The organism is Streptomyces sp. 378 (assembly GCF_030124145.1).
In the GTDB taxonomy this organism is placed as follows: domain Bacteria; phylum Actinomycetota; class Actinomycetes; order Streptomycetales; family Streptomycetaceae; genus Streptomyces.
Genome location: NZ_JASKMS010000004.1, coordinates 341128 through 359859, shown reverse-complemented (window position 1 = coordinate 359859; position 18732 = coordinate 341128). Strand labels below are relative to the sequence as shown.

Below are 18732 nucleotides of genomic sequence, written 5' to 3'. Positions count from 1 at the left end.
ACACCCGTGGTTCGGGCGTCGACCTGACTGGGTTATGCCCTCGAACGAGCGTCGCCATGCCACGGCATATGACGGCGAGCCGGTGAACTCCGTGTTACGCGCGCCCTCGGCGGGGTACCGGGAGGTGTTGTGACGTGGGACGTCCCGTGTCCGCGGGGTCCGGTGGCGGGTGCGTCAGCCGCCGAACCGGCGGTGGCGGGCCGCGTAGTCCCGCATGGCGCGCAGGAAGTCCACCTTGCGGAACGCCGGCCAGAACACGTCACAGAAGTAGTACTCGGAGTGCGCGGTCTGCCAGAGCATGAATCCGGACAGGCGCTGCTCGCCGCTGGTGCGGATCACCAGGTCGGGGTCGGGCTGGTCGCTCGTGTAGAGGTGACGCCCGATCATGTCGGTGTCGACGGCCTCGGCGAGCTCCTCCATCGAGGTGCCCTTGTCCTGTGCGTCGAGCAGCATCGACCGCACGGCGTCGGCGATCTCCTGGCGACCGCCGTAGCCGATGGCCACGTTGACCATTATCCCGTCGACGTGGGCGGTGGCCTCCTCGGCCTCCTTGAGGACCGTCTGCATCCCGGCGGGCAGCAGGTCGGGCGTGCCGACGTGGTGGACGCGCCAGCGGCCGTCGGCGGCCAGGGTGCGGACGACGTCCTCGATGATGCCGAGCAGCGGGCCGAGTTCCTCCTGCGGCCGGTCGAAGTTGTCGGTGGACAGGAGCCAGAGGGTGACGACCTCGACGTCGGTCTCACTGCACCAGCCGAGGAATTCCCCGATCTTCTCGGCACCGGCCCGGTGGCCGTGGACGGTGCTGGAACCGGCGGCCTTCGCCCAGCGCCGGTTGCCGTCCATGATGACGCCGATGTGCTTGGGCACCTGAGCGTGGTCCAGGTGGCCTTCCACCCGGCGTGCGTACAGCCTGACCAGCAGGCTACGCAGCTTGTCGCGCAGGTTCACGTGATTGTCAGCCCCTCCGTACGGATCGGACAGGCCGCGGCGTGCGGCCCGGTCGTGGCCCGCGGGCGGTCCCTGCCCGTATGGCGGTCCCCGGAGGCGAAGCCTACCCCCGCTGCGGCCGTGGGCCGCCGACAAGGGCGGAAGGAACGGTTCCGGCCGATGGTTCGAGCCGCCCGGCGGGCAAAGAAAAACGGGCCGGTCCGTGGGGGGGGAGACGGACCGGCCCGAGGGGGGGTTTCCACCATAACCCTTTGTAAGTGATGCTGCGTGCATCGGCGTGCCACAACTACTCTCCGGAGCCACCCGGCGACGCGGCGGTGCCCACGGAAGCCTTCATTCATGGCGGGCTTTCGGCCGAAACATGGCCTCTGTACAGGGGAAATCGGATGCTCCGGGACACAAACCGGAGGGATCACCGCCCCTTGAGGGCCACTCGGGTGACTTGTCCCGGCATCCCCCCGATGGGTGAACCGGCCACACAACGGCCACGCTTGACCCGGAGCCGTCGCCCGGATCGCCCTTTGCGGCCGGGTCGCCGTCCGGGTCGCGCCTTTGCCACGGGTCGCCCCGCGGACAGCGCCTTGCCACCGGATCGCCGTCCGGGTCGCGCCTTTGCCACGGGTCGCCCCGCGGACAGCGCCGCCGCAGCGGCTCGACGGGGACCGGAGATCGGGGGACCGGGCACCGCGCAGCCCCCTCCACTGCGCGGTACCTCCCGCGCAGCTTTGCTCACGCGAATTCCCCGGTCCGAATTTACGTGAGCGGCGGCTGAGAGGCGAGCCGCATGCGATAACGATGTGAAAACTCTCGTCGGATGATGCGCAAGTGTGAAGAGGGAGACGAGTGACCTGCAGCGTCCCGAGGTGCGGGCATCCGCGCTCACGTCCGGATCCAGATCGGCCATGAGGACAGAACCTGTCCTCATTCCCCTCTACCGTCGCATCATGACGACGACGCTGAGGATCACGTGGGACGCGGCGAGCGCGCGCCGGGCGGAGCGGCAGTTCCTGGCAGGACCGGCCGGACCCGGCACTCCGGTCGCCGAGGTGGTCGGGGCGATGCGGGGCGCCCACGCGCAGGTCCTCTCCGCGGCCGAGGTGTCGGTGGGGATGCGGACGGACGGCGTAACGCGGGCGGACGTACGGGCCGCGCTCTGGGAGGAACGGTCTCTGATCAAGACGTACGGCCCACGCGGGACGGTTCATCTTCTCCCCGCCTGTGAACTGCCTCTTTTCTCTGCCGCGTTGAGCGCGGTCCCGAGCGGGCCGAGCCCGTTCCCGCCCGACGTGCGGCTCAGCGAGGAACAGGCCGGCCAGGTCGTGAGGGCGATCGGTGACGCGCTCGACGGCAGGTTCCTGACCCTCGACGAGCTGTCGAAGGAGGTCGTCGCCCGTACGGGCCCATGGGCCGGCGACCGCGTGATGCCGGCCTTCCAGGACCTGTGGCCGCGCTGGCGCCAGGTGATGCACCGGGCCGGTTGGGCGGGCACGCTGTGTTTCGGCCCGGACCGCGGCCGCAAGGCGACGTACACCCGCCCGCCGCGGGGGGACGGCGGGACGGAGGAGGCGCGGCCCGTACCGGGCGCCGAGCGCGGGGAGAGCGCGGACGGGGTACGGCCCGTACCCGGCGCCGAGCGCGGGCAGAGCGCGGAGGGCGTACGGCCCGTACCCGGCGCCGAGCGCGGGCAGAGCGCGGAGGGCGTACGGCCCGTACCCGGCGCCGAGCGCGGGCAGAGCGCGGAGGGCGTACGGCCCGTACCCGGCGCCGAGCGCGGGCAGAGCGCGGAGGGCGTACGGCCCGTACCCGGCGCCGAGCGCGGGCAGAGCGCGGAGGGCGTACGGCCCGTACCCGGCGCCGAGCGCGAGGAGAGCGCGGAGGGCGTGCCGGTCGCTTTCGTCCATCGCTATCTGTACGCGTACGGCCCCGCCACCCCGCAGCACTTCGCCCGCTGGCTGGCGGCGCCGCCCGGCTGGGCGACGGCCCTGTTCGGCGAATTGGCCGCCGCGGGCCACATCGAGGAGGTCGACTTCGCAGGCACACCGGCGTGGGTGGCGGCGGGTGACACGGACTTCCCGGGCGGTCCGCCGCGGGGCGTGCGCCTGCTGCCCTACTTCGACGCGTACGTCGTCGCCGGGCAGCCCCGCGAGCGGCTGTTCCCCGGGACGGCGTACCAGCGGGCCCTCAGCGGCGGCCAGGCGGGCAACTACCCGGTGCTGCTGGTCGACGGCGTGGTGGCGGGGGTGTGGCACCAGCGGCGCCGCGGGCGTCGTACGACCGTCACGGTCGAGCCGCTCGTCCGGCTGACGGCACGGCAGAAGCGGGAGCTGGGCGAGCAGGCGGAGCGGGTGGGTGAGGTGCTGGAGGCGGCGGCGGAGCTGGTGGTGGGAGAGGTGACGGTGGGGCCGCACGCGTGATCAGGCGGACGGCGTGCGTCCGCCCGGCTTGCGTGCGTCGACGAGGTGGCGCGTGCTGTGGGCGACGAAGGGGCCTTCTGCCTGGATGAGCTCGTGCAGCTCCCGGAGCCGCGGTTCGTACGCCTCGACGGTGAAGCCGGGGACCATCCAGACCACCTTGCGCAGGAAGTGCACGACCGCTCCGATGTCGTGGAACTCCATGCGCAGCCGCTCCGCCCGCAGACCGACGACGTCGAGCCCGGCGGCCTCCGCGTCGGCACGCTCACGGTCGGGGTGGCGGGCTCTGCGGACGTCGTCCGGCTGGGGCCCGAGGAAGTACTCGACGAGTTCGAAGACGCTTCCCGGGCCCACGTGCTGGGCGAAGTACGTCCCGCCGGGCTGGAGGACGCGGGCGATCTCGTGCCAGTGGGGGCGCACGGGATGGCGGCTGACGACCAGGTCGAAGGCACCGTCGGCGAAGGGCAGCGGATCGTCCTCGGCAGCGGCCACAACGGCGACGCCGCGCGGGTGGAGCAGATCGGTGGCCTTGGCGACGTTGGGGGGCCAGCCTTCGGTGGCAATGGTGAGCCGGGGTGGCTCGAGGGCGTTGGGGGCGGCGGCATCGGGGCCGGCTGGGGCCTCGCCGGTGCCGGTGATCCTCGCGAGGGCGAAGTCCAGCACCTCCCCTCCCCCGGTCTGCACGTCCAGCACCGCACGCGCCCGGCCCAGCCGCTGGGCCATGGACACGGCGTAGCCCCAGGAGGGGCGTGCTTCCGTCGCCCGCCCTTCGAACCAGGAGAAGTCCCAGCCTTCCGTCGGGACGGAGGCGCCCTCGGCGAGGAGTTCTTCGAAGGTGGCGGCGTGTGGGGGGTGTGGTTCCTGATGCACTGCCATGGGGAGATGGTGGCAGGGGGCCGTGCGGGGCCGCTCGGCATTTACACGCCGGTGGTGGGGTGCGGGCTTCCTCTACGAACTTTCCCGCTAAGGGCGGTCGCCGGCCCGGGGAGGAGAAGGAGCGCTCCGAAGGGACGGCGCCCTCGCCCACGCCTACCGCCCGATTGGCTCCCAGCCGTTTGACGACGACAGGAGCCTCGACGGGCCTCAGGGAACGAGGGGGCGTACCTCCTCGGCAGTGAACCGTACGAACTCCTCCGGGTCGGGCTCGTCCGCGGTCGGCTGCAGTACGACGGTGTCGGCGCCGGCCTCGACCAGCCGCTGGACGGCCTTGGCCACAGCGCCGGCGTCCCCGGCGACCCCGAGGTCCGGAACGGAGTCGAGCCCCTCGGCGACCAGCTCCGCGCGCAGCCGGGCGGCGGCGTCGGGCCCGGTGGCGGTGAGCAGATAGACGACAACCCGGTGCGGCCCCGCTGTGCGACCGGCCGCCGTCCGCCCCTCCTCCACGAGCCGGCGCGCCTCGCGCACCCCGTCGGCGTTGGTGGAGGCCGTGAGAATGGTCCCGTCGGCGGCCTCACCGGTGAGCCGCAGCGACCGCGGGCCGGTGGCCCCGGCCAGCACCCCGCCCTGGGCACCCTGAGGCGGCCAGTCGAGAGCGACGTCGTCGAGCTTGACGTACCGCCCGTCGACAGAGAGCCGCTCCCCGTCCAACAGGGCGCGCAGCGCGCAGAGATGCTCCCGCAGCAGGGTGACGGGCGACTCGACCCGGGCGCCCACCTGCCCCATCCAGTCCTGCACGCCGTGCCCCACGCCGACGATCGCCCGCCCCGGGAACATCCGGTGCAGCGAGGCGATCTCCATGGCCGTGATGGCGACGTTCCGCAAGGGCACGGGCAACAGCCCGACCCCGACCCGCACGCGCTCGGTCCACGCGAGGGCAGCGGCGGCGGTGGAGATGCCTCCCTCTCGGAAACAGTCCTCCCAAAGCCAGAGCTCTTCGAGCCCGGCCTCTTCGGCGACTTCACAGACCGACCGCAGACGCTCGGGGGCCAACTGGGGGCGGAAGACTGCACCTAGTGGGGTCATGGGATCTTCCTACCCAGGACTGCAGGCGCCGGACAACACCTTTTATGCGCTGCGCCGTCGCCGGCCTCGCCCTGCCCGGTGATCTGGGCAAGGCCCTCGGGCGGGGCGACCATCCTCACGAGTGGTCGCCCCACCGATCGGCTTGGACGCGCAGTCAGCGGTTGACGGCCTGGATCTCCTGCACGGTCACGTTCTGGGTGGCGCCGAAGGTTCCGTCGGGAAGGTCGCCGCCGGTACCGCCGGTGCCGGTCCACCTTATTTCCCACGTGACGGTGGCCTGGAGCGGGTACGTGCCGTCGCCGGAGGAGCGCAGGTATCTCACTCCGCAGGGCGGCGTGCGGTTCGCCTTGCCCTTGGCGTAGGGCTCGCCGATGCGGCCGTTGTCGATGGCGCAGACGCCGGAGGCCGGGTAGGTGACGGCGTCCTTCGTGCCCGGTTCGATGCGGAGCGACACGGGTTCCGCGGTCGCGGTCGCCGAGATGCCGATCACGGGCACGGAAGCGGTGACGGAGACCGGCTTGAAGTCGGCGGCGTCCAGCCAGGCCCACGTCGGGAGGTTGACCTTGGTCTGCGCGGCGGGGGCCAGGGTCACCTTGGTGCTGGGGACACGGACCTCGGCGTAGGCCAGTTCGGCGAGGATCTCGGGCGTGACGGCGTTCTGGATGTCGGCGGGCGGCGGGTCGCCCTGGTCCACCCAGAAGGGCTCCTTCGTGCAGGCGTCCCAGCCCGGGGGGAAGTCCTCGTCGATGAAGGAGTCCCAGAAGTAGCCCTCACCGGCCTTGTCCTTGTTGAAGTCCTTGTACGGCTTCCCGTTGACGTACCGGTCGCGCTGCTTGGCGTCCCACTCGTAGCCCGTCGAACCGGCCTCCCAGACCGGCTCCATGGCCTTCTGGAGCTGTTCCGGGGTGTATTTCGGGGCGTACCAGCAGGGGGGCGGGGTCCAGGAGGTGGCTGAAGTGAGTGCGCCGGCGGAGTCGCCGCTGCCGTTCTTGGAACGGTCGAAGACGACGCCGCCTACGGTGACGGAGACGGTGCCGTCTTTGCCTGCGTTGGCTTCTTGATTGGTGCCCTGGGTGGCGCCACCCAGGGTGTCGTCGGCGTGCGCCACTCCAGTGAGGGCTAGGAGCGACCAGCATGTGCCGGCTATGACCACCGAAGAAAACGTCTTCACCGGACGCTTCAGGGCTGGCACTTGGGGCTCCCACTCTGCGAAACCATCTTCTGGATCACCCAGACACCTTTGTCGTTCTTCTTGAGCGACGTGTGGTAAATGACGTAGCTCTTGGCAGTGACCTCGGTCTTCTTGGCCTTGTTGGTCTTGAGGTCCTTGACATACGCCTTGCCCTGGTCCTCGCAGTAGCTGAGGGACGCAGTGCCGTCCTTGCTGACAGCCACCTGCGGAGCGTAGAAGCGGTAGGCCCCTGTGATGGCCGCCTTGTGGTCGATGTAGTTCTGGACGAACTTCTGTGTACTGGCCGCGGCCTCACCCTCGTAGTAGAAGAGGTACGGCTTGTCGAGCGCGTTCTGGTTGACGATCGCGAGGTCTACAGCCTTGATCGACTGCTCGCCGTCGGCCAGGATCGCGTCCTTCTCCTCGTCTCCGGTCTTGGGCCAGTCGAAGGTGTAGGAGAGGTCGGACGGCAGGTCGATCTTCGGCCGTGCGGCCGATGCAGGGTCGGAAGCAGTGGGGGATGCCGAGGCCTCACTCCCCGTGTCGGCTCCCGCGATCTTGTCGTTGTCCTTGCTCTTGGAGCTGTCGTCGCTCCCGCACGCGGACAGCGTCAGGGCCGCAGCGGCGGTCAGCGTGAGCGCTGCGAGGAGGGTGGGGCGGCGGTTCACGGTCGGCTCCCGGTCAGAGGCGAGGCTTCTCTTGAGCGAACCAAAGCTATACAGCGGCGTGCGGCCGCACCAGCGTGATGGTTGTCAACAGGCGGGGTGTATGGGGAGGAATCGGAGATCCACCGACCCGTTCGAGCCGTAACGGTTGCATAACGCGCCAATGGGGCGGACAACACGGGTGCGGCATCGGGCCGTTCCAGTCAGGAACGAGCAAACGTAGGTTCCTCGCCGCGGACTTGGCATGGGCCCCTGGGCCCATGTGACGGGCTGCCCGCTGCGGATACGTTCGGACGGAGAGCCATGGGGCAGGGCACGGTCGGAGGGGGTCCGGATGGGGCGGCGTTGGCGGGACGGGCTTGGGGAACTGGTGGTGCACGCGGGTGGTGACGAGCCGTCCGTGACAGTGCCCTTGGAGATCGCCACCTCGTACCGGGCCCGCACGAAGGGGCTGCTGGGGCGGGCCTCCATCGACGGGGCGATCCTGCTCTCCCCCGCCAACAGCGTGCACACCTTCCGGATGCGCATGCCGATCGACGTCGCCTATCTCGACCGGCACCTTCGCGTCATCGCCATCCACACCATGCGGCCCGGCCGGCTGGGAATGCCTCGGCTGCGCGCCCGGCATGTCGTGGAGGCGGGGGCCGGGGCGCTGGGTGAGTGGGGGGTTCGGAAAGGGGCCCGGCTGGAGGTCGTCGTGTCGGCGGACGGGGACTGAGACCTCGGCAGGCCACCCCTACGGCGAGTCCGGGTCGAAGCGCGCCCTCTGTGCCGCTTTCGCGTTCTCCCAGCCCGTCGGCCCGCCAGGCTTCACCGACAAGCGCTCCACCGTCGTGTCGGCGAAGCGGTCGGGGTCGGGTCAATAACCAGCCAATAGCACACTCAGCGACCGCATTGGATAGAGTCGTTATTATGAGTACCGACCTGTATGGATGGCTGGAATGCAGGCCCAGGCCTGGGCGCTATGGCACTGAACACGTGATGTGGGAGTCCTTTTCCGAACTCAGGCACCTTTACTGGGCCCGTGATTACATGTCATGGTCAGCACTCTTCGACGTCCGGAGCGTGGAGCCTGTCAGAGCTCTCTTCCCTGACCGCGGAGCCCCCGTAGATATCTCGGACACGGTACGAAGAGATGTGGACGAATTCGAGGGCCACAGTCATTCGTGGTTCTCGTGGCGTGAACTGTCGGCGATCGACTGGAACGCTCCCTGCACCGACGGCCCGTCTCGGTACTGGGTCCGCCGCTGGTCCCGTGCCCCTGAAGGATCCCTCGTGCCCGGGGGATTGGCCGCACTCCCGGACGCGCTGTACGACTCGGCCGCCGCGAAGTTCGGAGAAAGCAACATCGCTCCCTCCCGGTGGCCCGCCAACGGAGAGCTCCTGCTGGGCGACGAGGTGTACCGACCTGTCTCCCCTGCCTATCGCGACCTCGTGCCGGCCGACGGACCATGGCAACCTGTGTGGAATGTGATGGGCACGCTGTCCGAACTCCATGGTGAGGACAACGTCCGCCTCCTCGTCTGGTTCGGCGGCTGACGGAAATCTGGGGTATCAGTTGTGCGTCACGGGGTGACGGCTTGCGAGCCGTCACCCTCATTCTCGTCTGCGCCCCGGCCTACTGTCATTCCAGACCCAGGTACTCCAACGCCCCCTTGGGGTTGTCGTTCAACCGGTTCCAGTCGATTTCCTCGCCTCGGCTGTACTTCGCCTCCAGCGCCCGCTGCATGTCGCCCAGCTGCTTGGCCGTGAAGTCCGCATCACCGATTCGAGCGTCAACTCCCTTTTCGTTCATGAGCTGGGCGGGAGAGACCTTCTGCCCCTTGATGGGCCGGAAAACCTCAGTCCACTTATCAGGCTTGTCGATCTCGACTCGGGTCGTTCTGCCCGGATTCGCCTTCTTCCACTCGGAGAGTGTGTTGATCTTCCCGACGAATTCCGGCTGCCGCGTCGGGTTCACCGTGTTCTTCACTTCGACCAGGTGCACCCTGCCGTCCCGCCCCTTGTACAGGACATCGGCGTCCGGCACGTCCGACACATCCACGGCTTCTCCGGGTGCGACCTCGACCTGACGCCGGTTGTGCTCCGAACCGACGGCGGTGTGCACGGTGCTGTCGGGTGCCGCGTCCTCCGAGGCGCGCCGCACGCCGCGCACCTCAGCCAGCATTTCCTCGAGCCTGCTGGCGGTACGCGCGTTGGTCACTTCGGAGCCGAGCTTGCTCGCGCCCGCCCGGTCGACGTTCTTGCGTCCTGCGAGATCAGTGAGCTCGGCGAGCGCGGCCGCCGCCTGCTCCTTGCCGATCTCCTTCTTGCCAGGGTTGTCCTTTGCGTTCCTGACGAAGTCGTCGATGTTGCGCTCGTCAATACTGAGCCTGCCCTGCTTGATGGCGGCCTTCGACGCCTCCGCCTGAGCCTCCAGGGCCAGTTGCTGTGCCTCGTCCGCCTTCTCCCGGGCATCCTGGGCCTGCTGCTTGGCCTCCTCGTCGCAGCCGTCCTCGGCGAGGATGACGTACGGAGAGTCGGACGGGCCGGCGGCGAGGAGCGTGGTGTCTGTGCCGGAGGAGCCGGTGAGGAGGCCAGGGGTGGTCCCGGGTGGGTTGCCGCCGTACGGGATCCGGCGAGCCGGCGCCGCGATGGTGCAGCCCGACTCCCGGGCCTGCTTCTCGGCCGTGTCCGCGGCCTCGTCGGCGTCCTTCGCCGCCTTCCGAGCGCCCTCGGCATCACCCGCCTCCGCAGCCTTGCGCGTCTTCTCCGCCGCGTCGGTCGCCTTGTCGAGGGATTCGCCTACCTCGGCCAGATTCTTGAACTTGGTGAACTTCGTGATGGTCTTCGGGCTGAAGATGCCGATGACGTTGATCACGGTGTTGCCGGCGGAGGCTCCGTAGTTGCCCTTCTCCCAGTTCTCCTTGTCGACGAACGTGTCGGTCGCCAGGTCGGACACGAAGTCCTCGGGCGAGTTGACCCAGCCCCATACGGAGGAGACGTAGTTCCCCTTGTCCCACTCCTCGCCCAGTTCGTCGGCCTTGTCGCCCCACCAGTTGGTGGTGTAGCCCGTCAAACCGTTCCAGGTGTCCTTGACCGAGCCGACCGGGTCGCTGACGACATCCATGGTGCTGGCCAGGAAGCTCTTGGCCGGGGCTACGAAGAAGCCCCGGACATGGTCCATGAACGTCCTGTCGTGGCGTTCCTGGTCATGTACCTCGTCCCAGAGCGACCTCTCGTCGAACGGCCCCGGAGCGAGTGGGACCGTGTCGTTCGTCCCCGCGCCCTCATAGGTGATGATCCGAGTCGACCACGCCGGGCCACCGTCGTTGGTGTTGCCGCCTGCATCACCACCGCCGCTGCCTGTGCCTGTGCCTGCCTGGTCACTTGCACCGCCCTGGGTGGGCGGGTCGCCTTCGGCCTCCGCCTCGCCATCCGCGCCCGAACCACCGTCTTCCCCCGCGCCGCCGTCCGCGTTCGCGCCGCCGTCCGGGCCCGCGCCACCGTCCAGGTCCGCAGTACCGGCCGGTCCCGCGCCATTGCCGCCGTCGGTGCCGTTGCCGCCCTCGGCGCCGTCGGCCGAACCGCCTTGCTGTGTACCGTCGCTGTCCCCGGCCGCACCCGTCTCCGTACCATCGCCCTGCGGAGCGGGGCAGGCCGTGCCCGTCACCGAGCAGACCGCCGACTGGATGCCGTCGGCGATACGCCCGCCGAGGCCGCCCACCGACAGTGCGACGATGATCGCCGCGACCACCGCGATGAGCCCCGCGTACTCCACCGCGGTCTGGCCCTCGTCCCGCCGCCAGCGGATCATTCTCCCCAGGCTGAACGCCCGCCGCTTCTCCCTGTCCTGAGGAGCGCTCTCGAACCACTCACGCGACCGGGCCCGGCGCAACAGCACGATGACCGCCACCGGCATCGCCGCCTGCGTGACGCCCCGCAGATCACCGTGCAGCAGCGTGCCGAACGACAGCCACACGATCCACGCCTGTACGGCGATCAGTGCACGACTCGTCCACACCCCGCCCCGCCACATGCGCCGGGCGAGGTAGATCCCGGCCACGCTGGGCAGCGAGTCGTACACCAGGATCCCGACGATCTCCCCGGAGTAGTACGTCACCACCGACAGCACGGTGACCACGTACAGCGCTGTCAGCGCGAACTGCACCCACAGCACGACCTGCGCCCAGCCCACCTCCCTTGGCATCGGCGAATGCCGGTTCCAGGACGGGCTGTTCTGTGCGCCCCACATCCCGCCCGGGGGTATCGGGTCACCGGCAGTGGACATGCGCGACCTCGGCTCGGTTCGATGAACGGCTGTTCAACACGGACACCGAGCCGAGGCTAAGGAACGTCGATCACCCGCGCATGGGCCCGTGGCCCCAACCCCGGGCCCACTTTTCGGTGGCTCAGCTCTCCGTGCGCGGGAACGAGACCTCGACCCGGCGGTTCTTCTTGCGGCCGGTTTCCGTGGAGTTGTCGGCGATCGGGTACTGCTCGCCGTAGCCGCGCACCTCGTACGTGACGTTGGAGTCGGTCAGTTCCTGGTCGAGGACGTTCTGGACGGCGTCGGCCCGTTTCCTGGACAGGACGTCGCCGTGAGCGGAGGAGCCGAGATTGTCCGTGAAGCCGAAGACACGGATCTTCGTCGCGTTCTGTGTCTTGATCTCGGTGGCGATCGCGGAGATGCGGGCCTTCGCCTCGCCGCTCAGTTTCGCGCTGTCCTTGCCGAAGAGGACCTCGGCCTGGAGGGCGAACTTGACGCGGGCGTTGGTGTCTTCGCGGCGTTCGTCGCCGCTCTGGTCTTCGACGACCTGTTTGATGTCGAGGACCTTGGGTTCGGCGAGGGTGGCGCCTTCGGGGATCTTCAAGTCGGGGTCGTTGGAGTCGACCTCGACGGGGGCGGAGGCGGAGGCCTCGGTGCCGGGGGGTACGCCGGGGGTCTCGTCGGCGTGGGCCGAGACGGCTCCGTAGAGGTTCGCGGCGACCATGAGGCCGGCGGCGGTGAGGACCAGGGCGAGGCGTGGAGTCGCCGCTCGCCTGCGCGGTGGGGTCTTCATGGGCGGCCTCACCCGGAGATCTTGATGGGGGCGCTGGAGAACGTCGGGACCTGGAGAGTGACCTCGGTTGCGCTCTCCGGCGGGGTGGGGAACTGGATGAAAACGGGGATGGTCTGGCCGGACTCGATCGTGGTGAGGCCCGTGGTCGTAAGCGGCCGCCCGTCGGTGTCGCGCAGCACGTAGTAGCGCTTCTTGCCCTTCGAGTCCACGAGGGTCGCGCCTCCGAGCGATGTGCCGTGTTTGAGGATCTCCGTCTCGTCGCCGCGCAGTGCGGCTGGGATGACCAACGAGCCTGAACCGTCGTTTTTGAACTGGCCGTTCACGGTGAGGAATCCGCCCGTGTCCCGCTGGGTGGACGTGATCTGAAAGAGCAGGCCGTCCTTGCCCTTTAGTTCAGCCAGCGGCGTCTCCGACTTTCCCTCCTGGGCACTCGGTGCAGAGCCACGGTCCTTGGAAGCGGAGGCCGATGTGTCGGGCTTCTTGCCGTCGTCGCCACCACCGCCACAGCCAGCCATCCCCAAGGCAAGTCCGGCCGCCAGGGTCAACGCGACCGTCCTCCTGCGGGCCCTCTCAGTGAACCGCATGCTCATCTCTCCGCTTCCTTCATCGCTCGTCGTTCGCTTCTCAGTCGGCCAGGTGGACGTCGAAAAGATCCTCGGGTTCTGGGAGCTCGGTGAGGTCGTCCGGTTTCAGGTCCCAGTTCCTGCCGTCACAGGTGAGGCGAGGGAGCACGTCGTCCCCCGCGTCCTCGGCAAGAGGCTTGAAATCGCAGAGGGACTGGATGACGGCCGTGGCGCTGGCCCTCGACCTCTTCTGCGCTGTGACGGGGACGATGGACTCCCCCATGGGCTTCCGGGTCTGCACAACGACCTCGTATCCGAGGGGCAATCCGGTGGCCGAGCATCCCTGGACATCGGCGTCGTTCCGGCCCGCCAACTGATCGGCACGTGCGCACGGGTCACCGACCAGTTGTACGTCGCCGTCGAAGATGTCCTGCCACTTGGCGGGGTCGAGAACAGCCTCGACCCACTCGCCCGCAAGCTGGTCCCTCGCGTCCTGGGCCGCCGCGAGCGCCGCGGCGTCAGCCGCCGTCTGGGCACCGCCCCGATTCACCGTCGCCTGGCCGACCGCGAAGTAGGCGAGCGCAAGGAAGAGCAGGCCCCCCACCACCGTGATGTAGATGGGGAAGGCCTGCCCTGCGTCGCCGTACTTGCGAGATCGTGTCAATTCCCGACCCGGTTGACCAGGTTCGTGATCCTGTCGAGGATCGTCGAGCCGATGCTGGTGCCCGTAATCGCCAGCACGATCGCCACCACCACCGCGATGATGCCCAGATACTCGACCGCCGTCTGTCCCTTGTCGTCGGCGCGGCGCTGCATCGCGTCGACCGTCGTGTTCTTCCAGCCGTTCACACGGACCTTGGTCGCGACGGCGGTCTTCAGCATCAGGTCGCTCATGGTGTTCCCCTCCGGGTTCGGCTGTGTCGCTTTCGACATGAGGAACGTACGGCGGTACGACCCGTCCGCCAGAGGGCCCCTGGGCCCAATTCCGGGCCCAATCGCTTGTGCCCAACCGGCTGTTCCCCCACGGTGTCACCGACGATCACCCCCGTCCCCGGTGTGCGTCCGGCGCCGTGCCGATCCACTTTGCGGCGGCCTCGGAGCGGCTGGTGCTGTGGAGCTTGGCGAAGATGCGGTTGATGTGGTTCTTGACGGTCTTCTCACTGATGAAGCAGGTGGCGGCGATCTGCTGGTTGTTCATGCCGGACGCGATGAGGTCCATGATCTCCGCCTCCCTCGTGCTCAGTTCGAACCGCGACCTGTCGGGAGCGGCCGGACGGCCACTCGTCCACCCAGACGAAGACTGTCCCACATGCGGTTGCACTTGCGAAAGGTTTTCTGACGAAGAGAGTGGTGGAGTGGTGAACTGTGCTGGTGAGGGCAGGATCTGAGTTTGCGTATACGGCTGGGCGGAAGTGGAAAGTCCGTATGCAGTCGCACTTGATGTTTGCCCCAAGCCCTCCGGGAGGGGTGGTGCCGGGGCCCGGCCCTGGCGGAGTTGGGCCAGCAGGGCGCCCGCCGCCGTGTGGGTGAAGTGGGCCCGGCCCTCCTTGATGTCCCGTACGGCCTCGACCAGCTGGTCGGCCGTGAACTCGCCGTGGACCAGGTAGCCGCCCGCCCCTCGTCGCAGGGCCTCCTGGACGACCTCCGACTCCCTGCTGTAGGTGAGCATCACCACCGGGGCGATCTGCACCAGGTACGGCAGGGCCGAGATGCCGTCCACGCCGGGCATGCGGACGTCGAGGAGCACGACGTCCGGGCGGTGCTGGTGGGCGGCCTCGTAGGCCTGGCGGCCGTCGGCGGCCTCCGCCACGACCTCGATGTCCGCGCGGCCGGAGAGCAGGGCGGTGAGGCCGGCGCGGACGACGGGGTTGTCGTCCGCCACGACGACCCGGAGACGGCGGGTCGGCCGGTCCGGTTGCGGGAGGTCGGCGAACGGGTCGTGCGGTGGCGGCTGCGGGGCGCCGGTGGGGTGGGGTGTGTGGTCCGGCATCAGGGGCCTCCTCTCGGGTCGTACGGTCGTCATGTGGTGGGGGTGGTCAGGGCGGCCAGGGGGAGTTCCAGGCGGACCTCCGTGCCCTGGGAGTGGCCGCCGCGGCCTATGCGGATACGGGCGCCGACCGAGGCGGCGCGTTCGACCATGCCGACCAGGCCGAAGTGGCCCGCTCGGCGCAGTTGTTCGAGGGTGGTGCCGGGCGGGAGGCCGCGGCCGTCGTCGTAGACGCTGATGCGGAGCAGGTCTCCGTGGACCCCCGCGCGGACGTCGACGCGGGTCGGGTGTGCGTGGCGGTGGGCGTTCTCCATGGCTTCCGACGCGATGGTGAGGAGCTGGCGGGCCACGGCCGGCGGGACGGGTGGCACGGCGTGGGCGCCGGTGGGGCGGTAGACCGCGGGGAGGCCGGTGCGGGTGCTGAAGTCGCGGGTTCGGGCGGCGAGTTCGACGAGGACGTCCGTGGCCTGGGACGGGTCCGATTCGCGGCGCAGGTCGGCCAGGAGTTCCCGGGATTCCGCGGCGGCCCGGCGGGCCGAGCGGGCGACCAGGGCTGCCTGCCGTCTCACCAGGGCCGGGTCCATGCGGTCGGCGCCGGCCGAACCGGTCAGGCCGTCGGCGGCCAGGGCCACGCCGTGCAGGGTCTTGGCGACGGAGTCGTGCATCTCGCGTGCCAGTCGGGCACGTTCGGCGCTGACCGCCTCCGTCACGGCGAGACGGGCCTGGACGGTGGTGAGGGCCTGGGTGGCCGCGCCGAAGCGGAGCATGAGGTTGCGGAGGCTGGAGCCGACGGCTCCGGCGATGACGCAGAGGCCGGGGAGGAGGGCGGACTCGGTGATGCCCGGGGCCGGGTCCTCCTGTGCCGCGTGGATGAGGAGCAGGAGGAGGGCCTGGAGGGAGGCGAAGACCGCCGCGCCGCGCCAGCCGTAGACCAGCCCTGCCAGGAGCGGGGTGCAGACGCTGACGTAGGCGAGGGTGCTGTCGGGGCCTGCGGCGATGAGGAGGAGTGCCCCGAAGAGGGTGTCCACCGCGAGGAGGGAGGGGTGGCGCAGGAGGAGCGGGCCGAAGCGCTCCCAGTCCCTGAAGAGGACGTAGGAGGTCATGAAGGTGATGACGACGGCTGCGCCGACGAGGCGGGTGGGGAGGCCGTCGTTCGCGTTGACCAGGGCGGTGGGGGTGGCCAGGGCGATCATGGCCAGGCGGAAGCCGAACACCTGCCGGCACATGGCCTGGAGGGCGTTGACCTGGATGTCGATCGCGGGGTGGGCGGGCCTGCCTGCCGTACCGGGTGCCCTGACTTCAGCGGGGATCGGGTTCCCGGCCGCACCGACCGCGCCGTCGCCGTCGGGTGCTCTGCCTTCGGCCGGGATCGGGCTCCCGGCCGCACCGACCGCGCCGTCGCCGTCGGGTGCTCTGCCTTCGGCCGGGATCCGGTTCCCGGCCGCACCGACCGCGCCGCCATCGTCGGGTGCCCTGCCTCCGGCCGGGATCCGGCTCCCGGCCGCACCGACCGCGCCGTCGCCGTCGGGTGCCCTGCCTCCGGCCGGGATCCGGCTCCCGGCCGCACCGACCGCGCCGCCATCGCCGGGTGCGGTCGGCCCCTGCGGGGTCGCGGCGCCGGCCCATCGGCCGTCCGCAGGACCTTGCGGCCCGGAGTCGGCCCGCGGTGCCCGATCGTCCTTCGGCCGTCCCGCCGGACCACGTGTCCCGTTCCCGGCCGGTCCGCCGTTCCTGGCCGGTCCGCCTCCCCCGGCTGGCCCGCCGTCCCCAACCGGTCCACCGTCCCCGTCCAGCCCACCGCCCCGGGCCAATCCGCCGCCCCCGGCCATCGGCACCGCGCGCTGCCCAGGGGATGCCGCCTCCGCGCGAAGCGGCGCCTTCCGGCGTCCGCCCCCCTTGATCCGCAGGGTCGGCTCCCCGCCGGCAAGGGCACCGGCGGCCTCCCAGCCGGGCGGCAGCGCGGGCGTCACCGACGTCACCGGTACGTCCGGCGCGCCCGTGCGGACATGCGCCGGCAGCACCGTCCCCGCCGGAGGTGTGGTGATCTCCGGTGTCCGCTCGGCCCGGCGGCGTCGACGGCCCAGCAGCCCCGTCCGCTCCCCTGTCATCGGCATACCGTCGCCCCCTTCCCTACTTCCCCGTCACCGAGCCGAAGTCCGTGCCCGAGCCGAGGATCAGGCCCGCGCCGAGCAGAAGCATCGTGGCCGGGACCATGAAGGTCGTGATCATCATCGTGGCCTTGGGGACGGCCCGGGCGGCTTTGCGGCGGGCGTTCTGGGCGTCCGTGCGGCGCATGTCCTTGGCGAGGGACACCAGCGTGTCGACGATCGGCGCGCCCAGTTCCTCCCCCTGCTGGAGGGCTGTCACGAACATCGCCACCTGCTCGGAGTCGTTGCGGCGGCGCAGTTCCGCGAAGGCCTGGCGGCGGCTCACGCCGAGGTCCATCTGGCGCAGGGTGATGCGCAGTTCGTCGGCCCAGGGGCCCTCGTACCGGGAGGCGACCCGGTCCAGTGCCTGGCGGAAGCCGAGGCCGGCGCTCACCACGACCGCCAGGACGTCCAGGAAGTCCGGCAGGGTCCGTTCGATGACGTCCTTGCGGATGCGGATCGCCGACCAGATGCCGACCTCCGTCCAGAACGCGCCGAAGGCCAGCAGGAGCAGGGCGACGAACAGCTGGCCGCGCATGAGGAAGACCAGGAAGCCCACGGCCCCGAGGAAGCCGTAGACCGCCCGTCGCGCCGCGTACCGGTCGATCGTCAGGCCGCCGGGGTTGCCGGCGAGGTCGATCTTGCGGCGGTACCTGGCCACCTGCTTGGGGCCCATCAGGCGCAGCACCGCGGGGGCGTAGCGCATGCCGAGGCGGTCGACGAGCGAGTCGACGGCGCCGGTGCGGGTGGAGCCGACCTCCAGGGCCAGGGCGAGGTCGCCGGGCAGTTTGGCCTCCGCGCGGTACATGCGGAGGCCGGCGAACACGCCCCAGACGCTGAGGCCCATCAGCAGGGCGAGGAGCAGTCCCATGGTTGCCTCCGGGCTCTCAGACGTCGATGCGGGACAGGCGGCGGATGAGTACGAAGCCGACGGCGTAGAGCGAGAAGGCGATGATGACCGCCGCCTGGCCGAAGGCGGATCCGGTCATGCGGTCCAGGGCACCGTCCTTCACCCCGTTCATCAGGAACAGGGAGCCGACGCCCAGGACCGGCACCGCGTACGACGTCATGTTCACCTGTGACAACTGCGTCCGCACTTCCCGCCGCGTCTCCTTCCGCTCCTCCAAGGTCTCCGTCAGGTTCCGCAGCGCGCTCACGACCTGCCCGCCCGCCCGGTTCGACAGCACCAACGTGGTGACCAGCACCACCAGCTCACGGGACGGGAGGCGGTCCGCCAGTTCCCCCAGCGCATCGTCCATCGAGGCGCCGACCGCCAGCTGGTTGGACACCTTGCCCAGTTCCTCGCCCGCCGGGGCTTCCATCTCCTCCGCCGCCATGCCGATCGCCGTGCGCAGGGCGAGGCCAGCCTGGGTGGCGTTGGCGAGGATCCGGGCCATTTCGGGGAGCTGGTTGATGAACTTCTCGATGCGTTTCTGGCGTTGCCAGTTGAGGAACTGGACGGCGACGCCGATGCCGAGCAGACCCGCCAGCGGCCCGAAGAACGGCGCCAGGGCCGCCTGGCCGATCAGCCACAGGCCCGCGACCGTGGCGAGCATGTAGACGAAGAACTCGCCGGGGGTGATGTCCAGGCCGGTGGCCGCCAGGCGGAGTTCCAGTTTCTTGCCGAGCTTGGTGCGTCGCAGACGGCGGTCGATCCCGCGGAAGTTGCGGCGCCGGCCGCCGGTCGGGATCTGGCCGGTGGCGGACAGGCGGTCGACCAGGGCCTGCCGCTGTGCCTTGCCCATGGCGTAGGAGTGCAGGCCGACGACCACGAGGACGCAGGTCAGCAGTGTGACGCCGGTGGTGAGCGTGATGAGCGATTGCAGTTCCATCGGT

General features: G+C 70.0%; 17 protein-coding genes. 3 read left to right on the top strand and 14 right to left on the bottom strand.

Features of this window, described 5'->3' with window-relative positions:
* Window positions 1-174: 174 nt before the first annotated feature.
* Window positions 175-948, bottom strand: coding sequence for an isoprenyl transferase (locus QNO09_RS08655; protein WP_283969470.1), 774 nt, complete (start codon window positions 946-948; stop codon window positions 175-177).
* A gap of 944 nt (window positions 949-1892) precedes the next feature.
* Between QNO09_RS08655 and QNO09_RS08650 the strand changes: the two genes are divergently transcribed.
* Complete coding sequence (locus QNO09_RS08650; RefSeq protein ID WP_283969469.1) at window positions 1893-3362, top strand: DNA glycosylase AlkZ-like family protein; 1470 nt, start codon at window positions 1893-1895, stop codon at window positions 3360-3362.
* Here the strand turns inward: QNO09_RS08650 and QNO09_RS08645 are convergent, their stop codons facing one another.
* The 4 genes from QNO09_RS08645 to QNO09_RS08630 all read right to left on the bottom strand — a co-directional run bounded on the left by QNO09_RS08645 (window position 3363) and on the right by QNO09_RS08630 (window position 7160).
* Window positions 3363-4235 carry a methyltransferase domain-containing protein gene (locus tag QNO09_RS08645; protein WP_283969468.1) on the bottom strand — a complete coding sequence of 291 codons (873 nt, stop codon included), beginning with the start codon at window positions 4233-4235 and terminating at the stop codon, window positions 3363-3365.
* A 207-nt stretch (window positions 4236-4442) separates the two neighbouring features.
* Window positions 4443-5321 carry an LLM class flavin-dependent oxidoreductase gene (locus QNO09_RS08640; RefSeq protein WP_283969467.1) on the bottom strand — a complete coding sequence of 293 codons (879 nt, stop codon included), beginning with the start codon at window positions 5319-5321 and terminating at the stop codon, window positions 4443-4445.
* Window positions 5322-5475: 154 nt separating this feature from the next.
* Window positions 5476-6513 (bottom strand): hypothetical protein, encoded by a 1038-nt coding sequence (locus QNO09_RS08635; protein ID WP_502962265.1) that lies wholly within the window; start codon window positions 6511-6513, stop codon window positions 5476-5478.
* A complete protein-coding gene (locus QNO09_RS08630; RefSeq protein ID WP_283969466.1) occupies window positions 6501-7160 on the bottom strand; it encodes a hypothetical protein in 660 nt (219 codons plus the stop codon). The genes QNO09_RS08635 and QNO09_RS08630 overlap by 13 nt, the downstream gene beginning before the upstream one ends.
* Before the next feature lie 331 nt (window positions 7161-7491).
* Between QNO09_RS08630 and QNO09_RS08625 the strand changes: the two genes are divergently transcribed.
* Together QNO09_RS08625 and QNO09_RS08620 are read left to right on the top strand one after the other, a co-directional pair.
* Window positions 7492-7875, top strand: coding sequence for a DUF192 domain-containing protein (locus QNO09_RS08625; protein WP_283969465.1), 384 nt, complete (start codon window positions 7492-7494; stop codon window positions 7873-7875).
* A gap of 557 nt (window positions 7876-8432) precedes the next feature.
* Entirely contained in the window at window positions 8433-8696 is a 264-nt protein-coding gene (locus QNO09_RS08620; RefSeq protein ID WP_283969464.1) for a hypothetical protein, read from the top strand.
* An 85-nt stretch (window positions 8697-8781) separates the two neighbouring features.
* Here the strand turns inward: QNO09_RS08620 and QNO09_RS08615 are convergent, their stop codons facing one another.
* The 9 genes from QNO09_RS08615 to QNO09_RS08575 form a co-directional block, all read right to left on the bottom strand.
* A complete protein-coding gene (locus QNO09_RS08615) occupies window positions 8782-11346 on the bottom strand; it encodes a hypothetical protein (RefSeq protein WP_283969463.1) in 2565 nt (854 codons plus the stop codon).
* A 202-nt stretch (window positions 11347-11548) separates the two neighbouring features.
* Entirely contained in the window at window positions 11549-12199 is a 651-nt protein-coding gene (locus QNO09_RS08610; RefSeq protein ID WP_283969462.1) for an OmpA family protein, read from the bottom strand.
* Window positions 12200-12207: 8 nt separating this feature from the next.
* On the bottom strand, window positions 12208-12789 hold the full coding sequence (locus QNO09_RS08605) for a hypothetical protein (RefSeq protein ID WP_283969461.1): 582 nt from the start codon (window positions 12787-12789) through the stop codon (window positions 12208-12210).
* Between the two features lie 34 nt (window positions 12790-12823).
* Window positions 12824-13426, bottom strand: coding sequence for a pilus assembly protein TadG-related protein (locus QNO09_RS08600; RefSeq protein ID WP_283969460.1), 603 nt, complete (start codon window positions 13424-13426; stop codon window positions 12824-12826).
* Entirely contained in the window at window positions 13423-13656 is a 234-nt protein-coding gene (locus QNO09_RS08595; protein ID WP_283969459.1) for a Flp family type IVb pilin, read from the bottom strand. Before QNO09_RS08595 ends, QNO09_RS08600 begins: the two co-directional genes overlap by 4 nt.
* Before the next feature lie 145 nt (window positions 13657-13801).
* Window positions 13802-14752, bottom strand: a complete 951-nt coding sequence (locus tag QNO09_RS08590) for a response regulator transcription factor (RefSeq protein ID WP_283969458.1) — start codon at window positions 14750-14752, stop codon at window positions 13802-13804.
* 29 nt (window positions 14753-14781) lie between these two features.
* Window positions 14782-16179 (bottom strand): sensor histidine kinase, encoded by a 1398-nt coding sequence (locus QNO09_RS08585; protein WP_502962266.1) that lies wholly within the window; start codon window positions 16177-16179, stop codon window positions 14782-14784.
* Window positions 16180-16879: 700 nt separating this feature from the next.
* Window positions 16880-17767: a DUF5936 domain-containing protein gene (locus QNO09_RS08580; protein ID WP_283969457.1), complete on the bottom strand. Its 888-nt coding sequence runs from the start codon at window positions 17765-17767 to the stop codon at window positions 16880-16882.
* Between the two features lie 16 nt (window positions 17768-17783).
* On the bottom strand, window positions 17784-18728 hold the full coding sequence (locus QNO09_RS08575) for a type II secretion system F family protein (RefSeq protein ID WP_283969456.1): 945 nt from the start codon (window positions 18726-18728) through the stop codon (window positions 17784-17786).
* Window positions 18729-18732 lie beyond the last annotated feature (4 nt).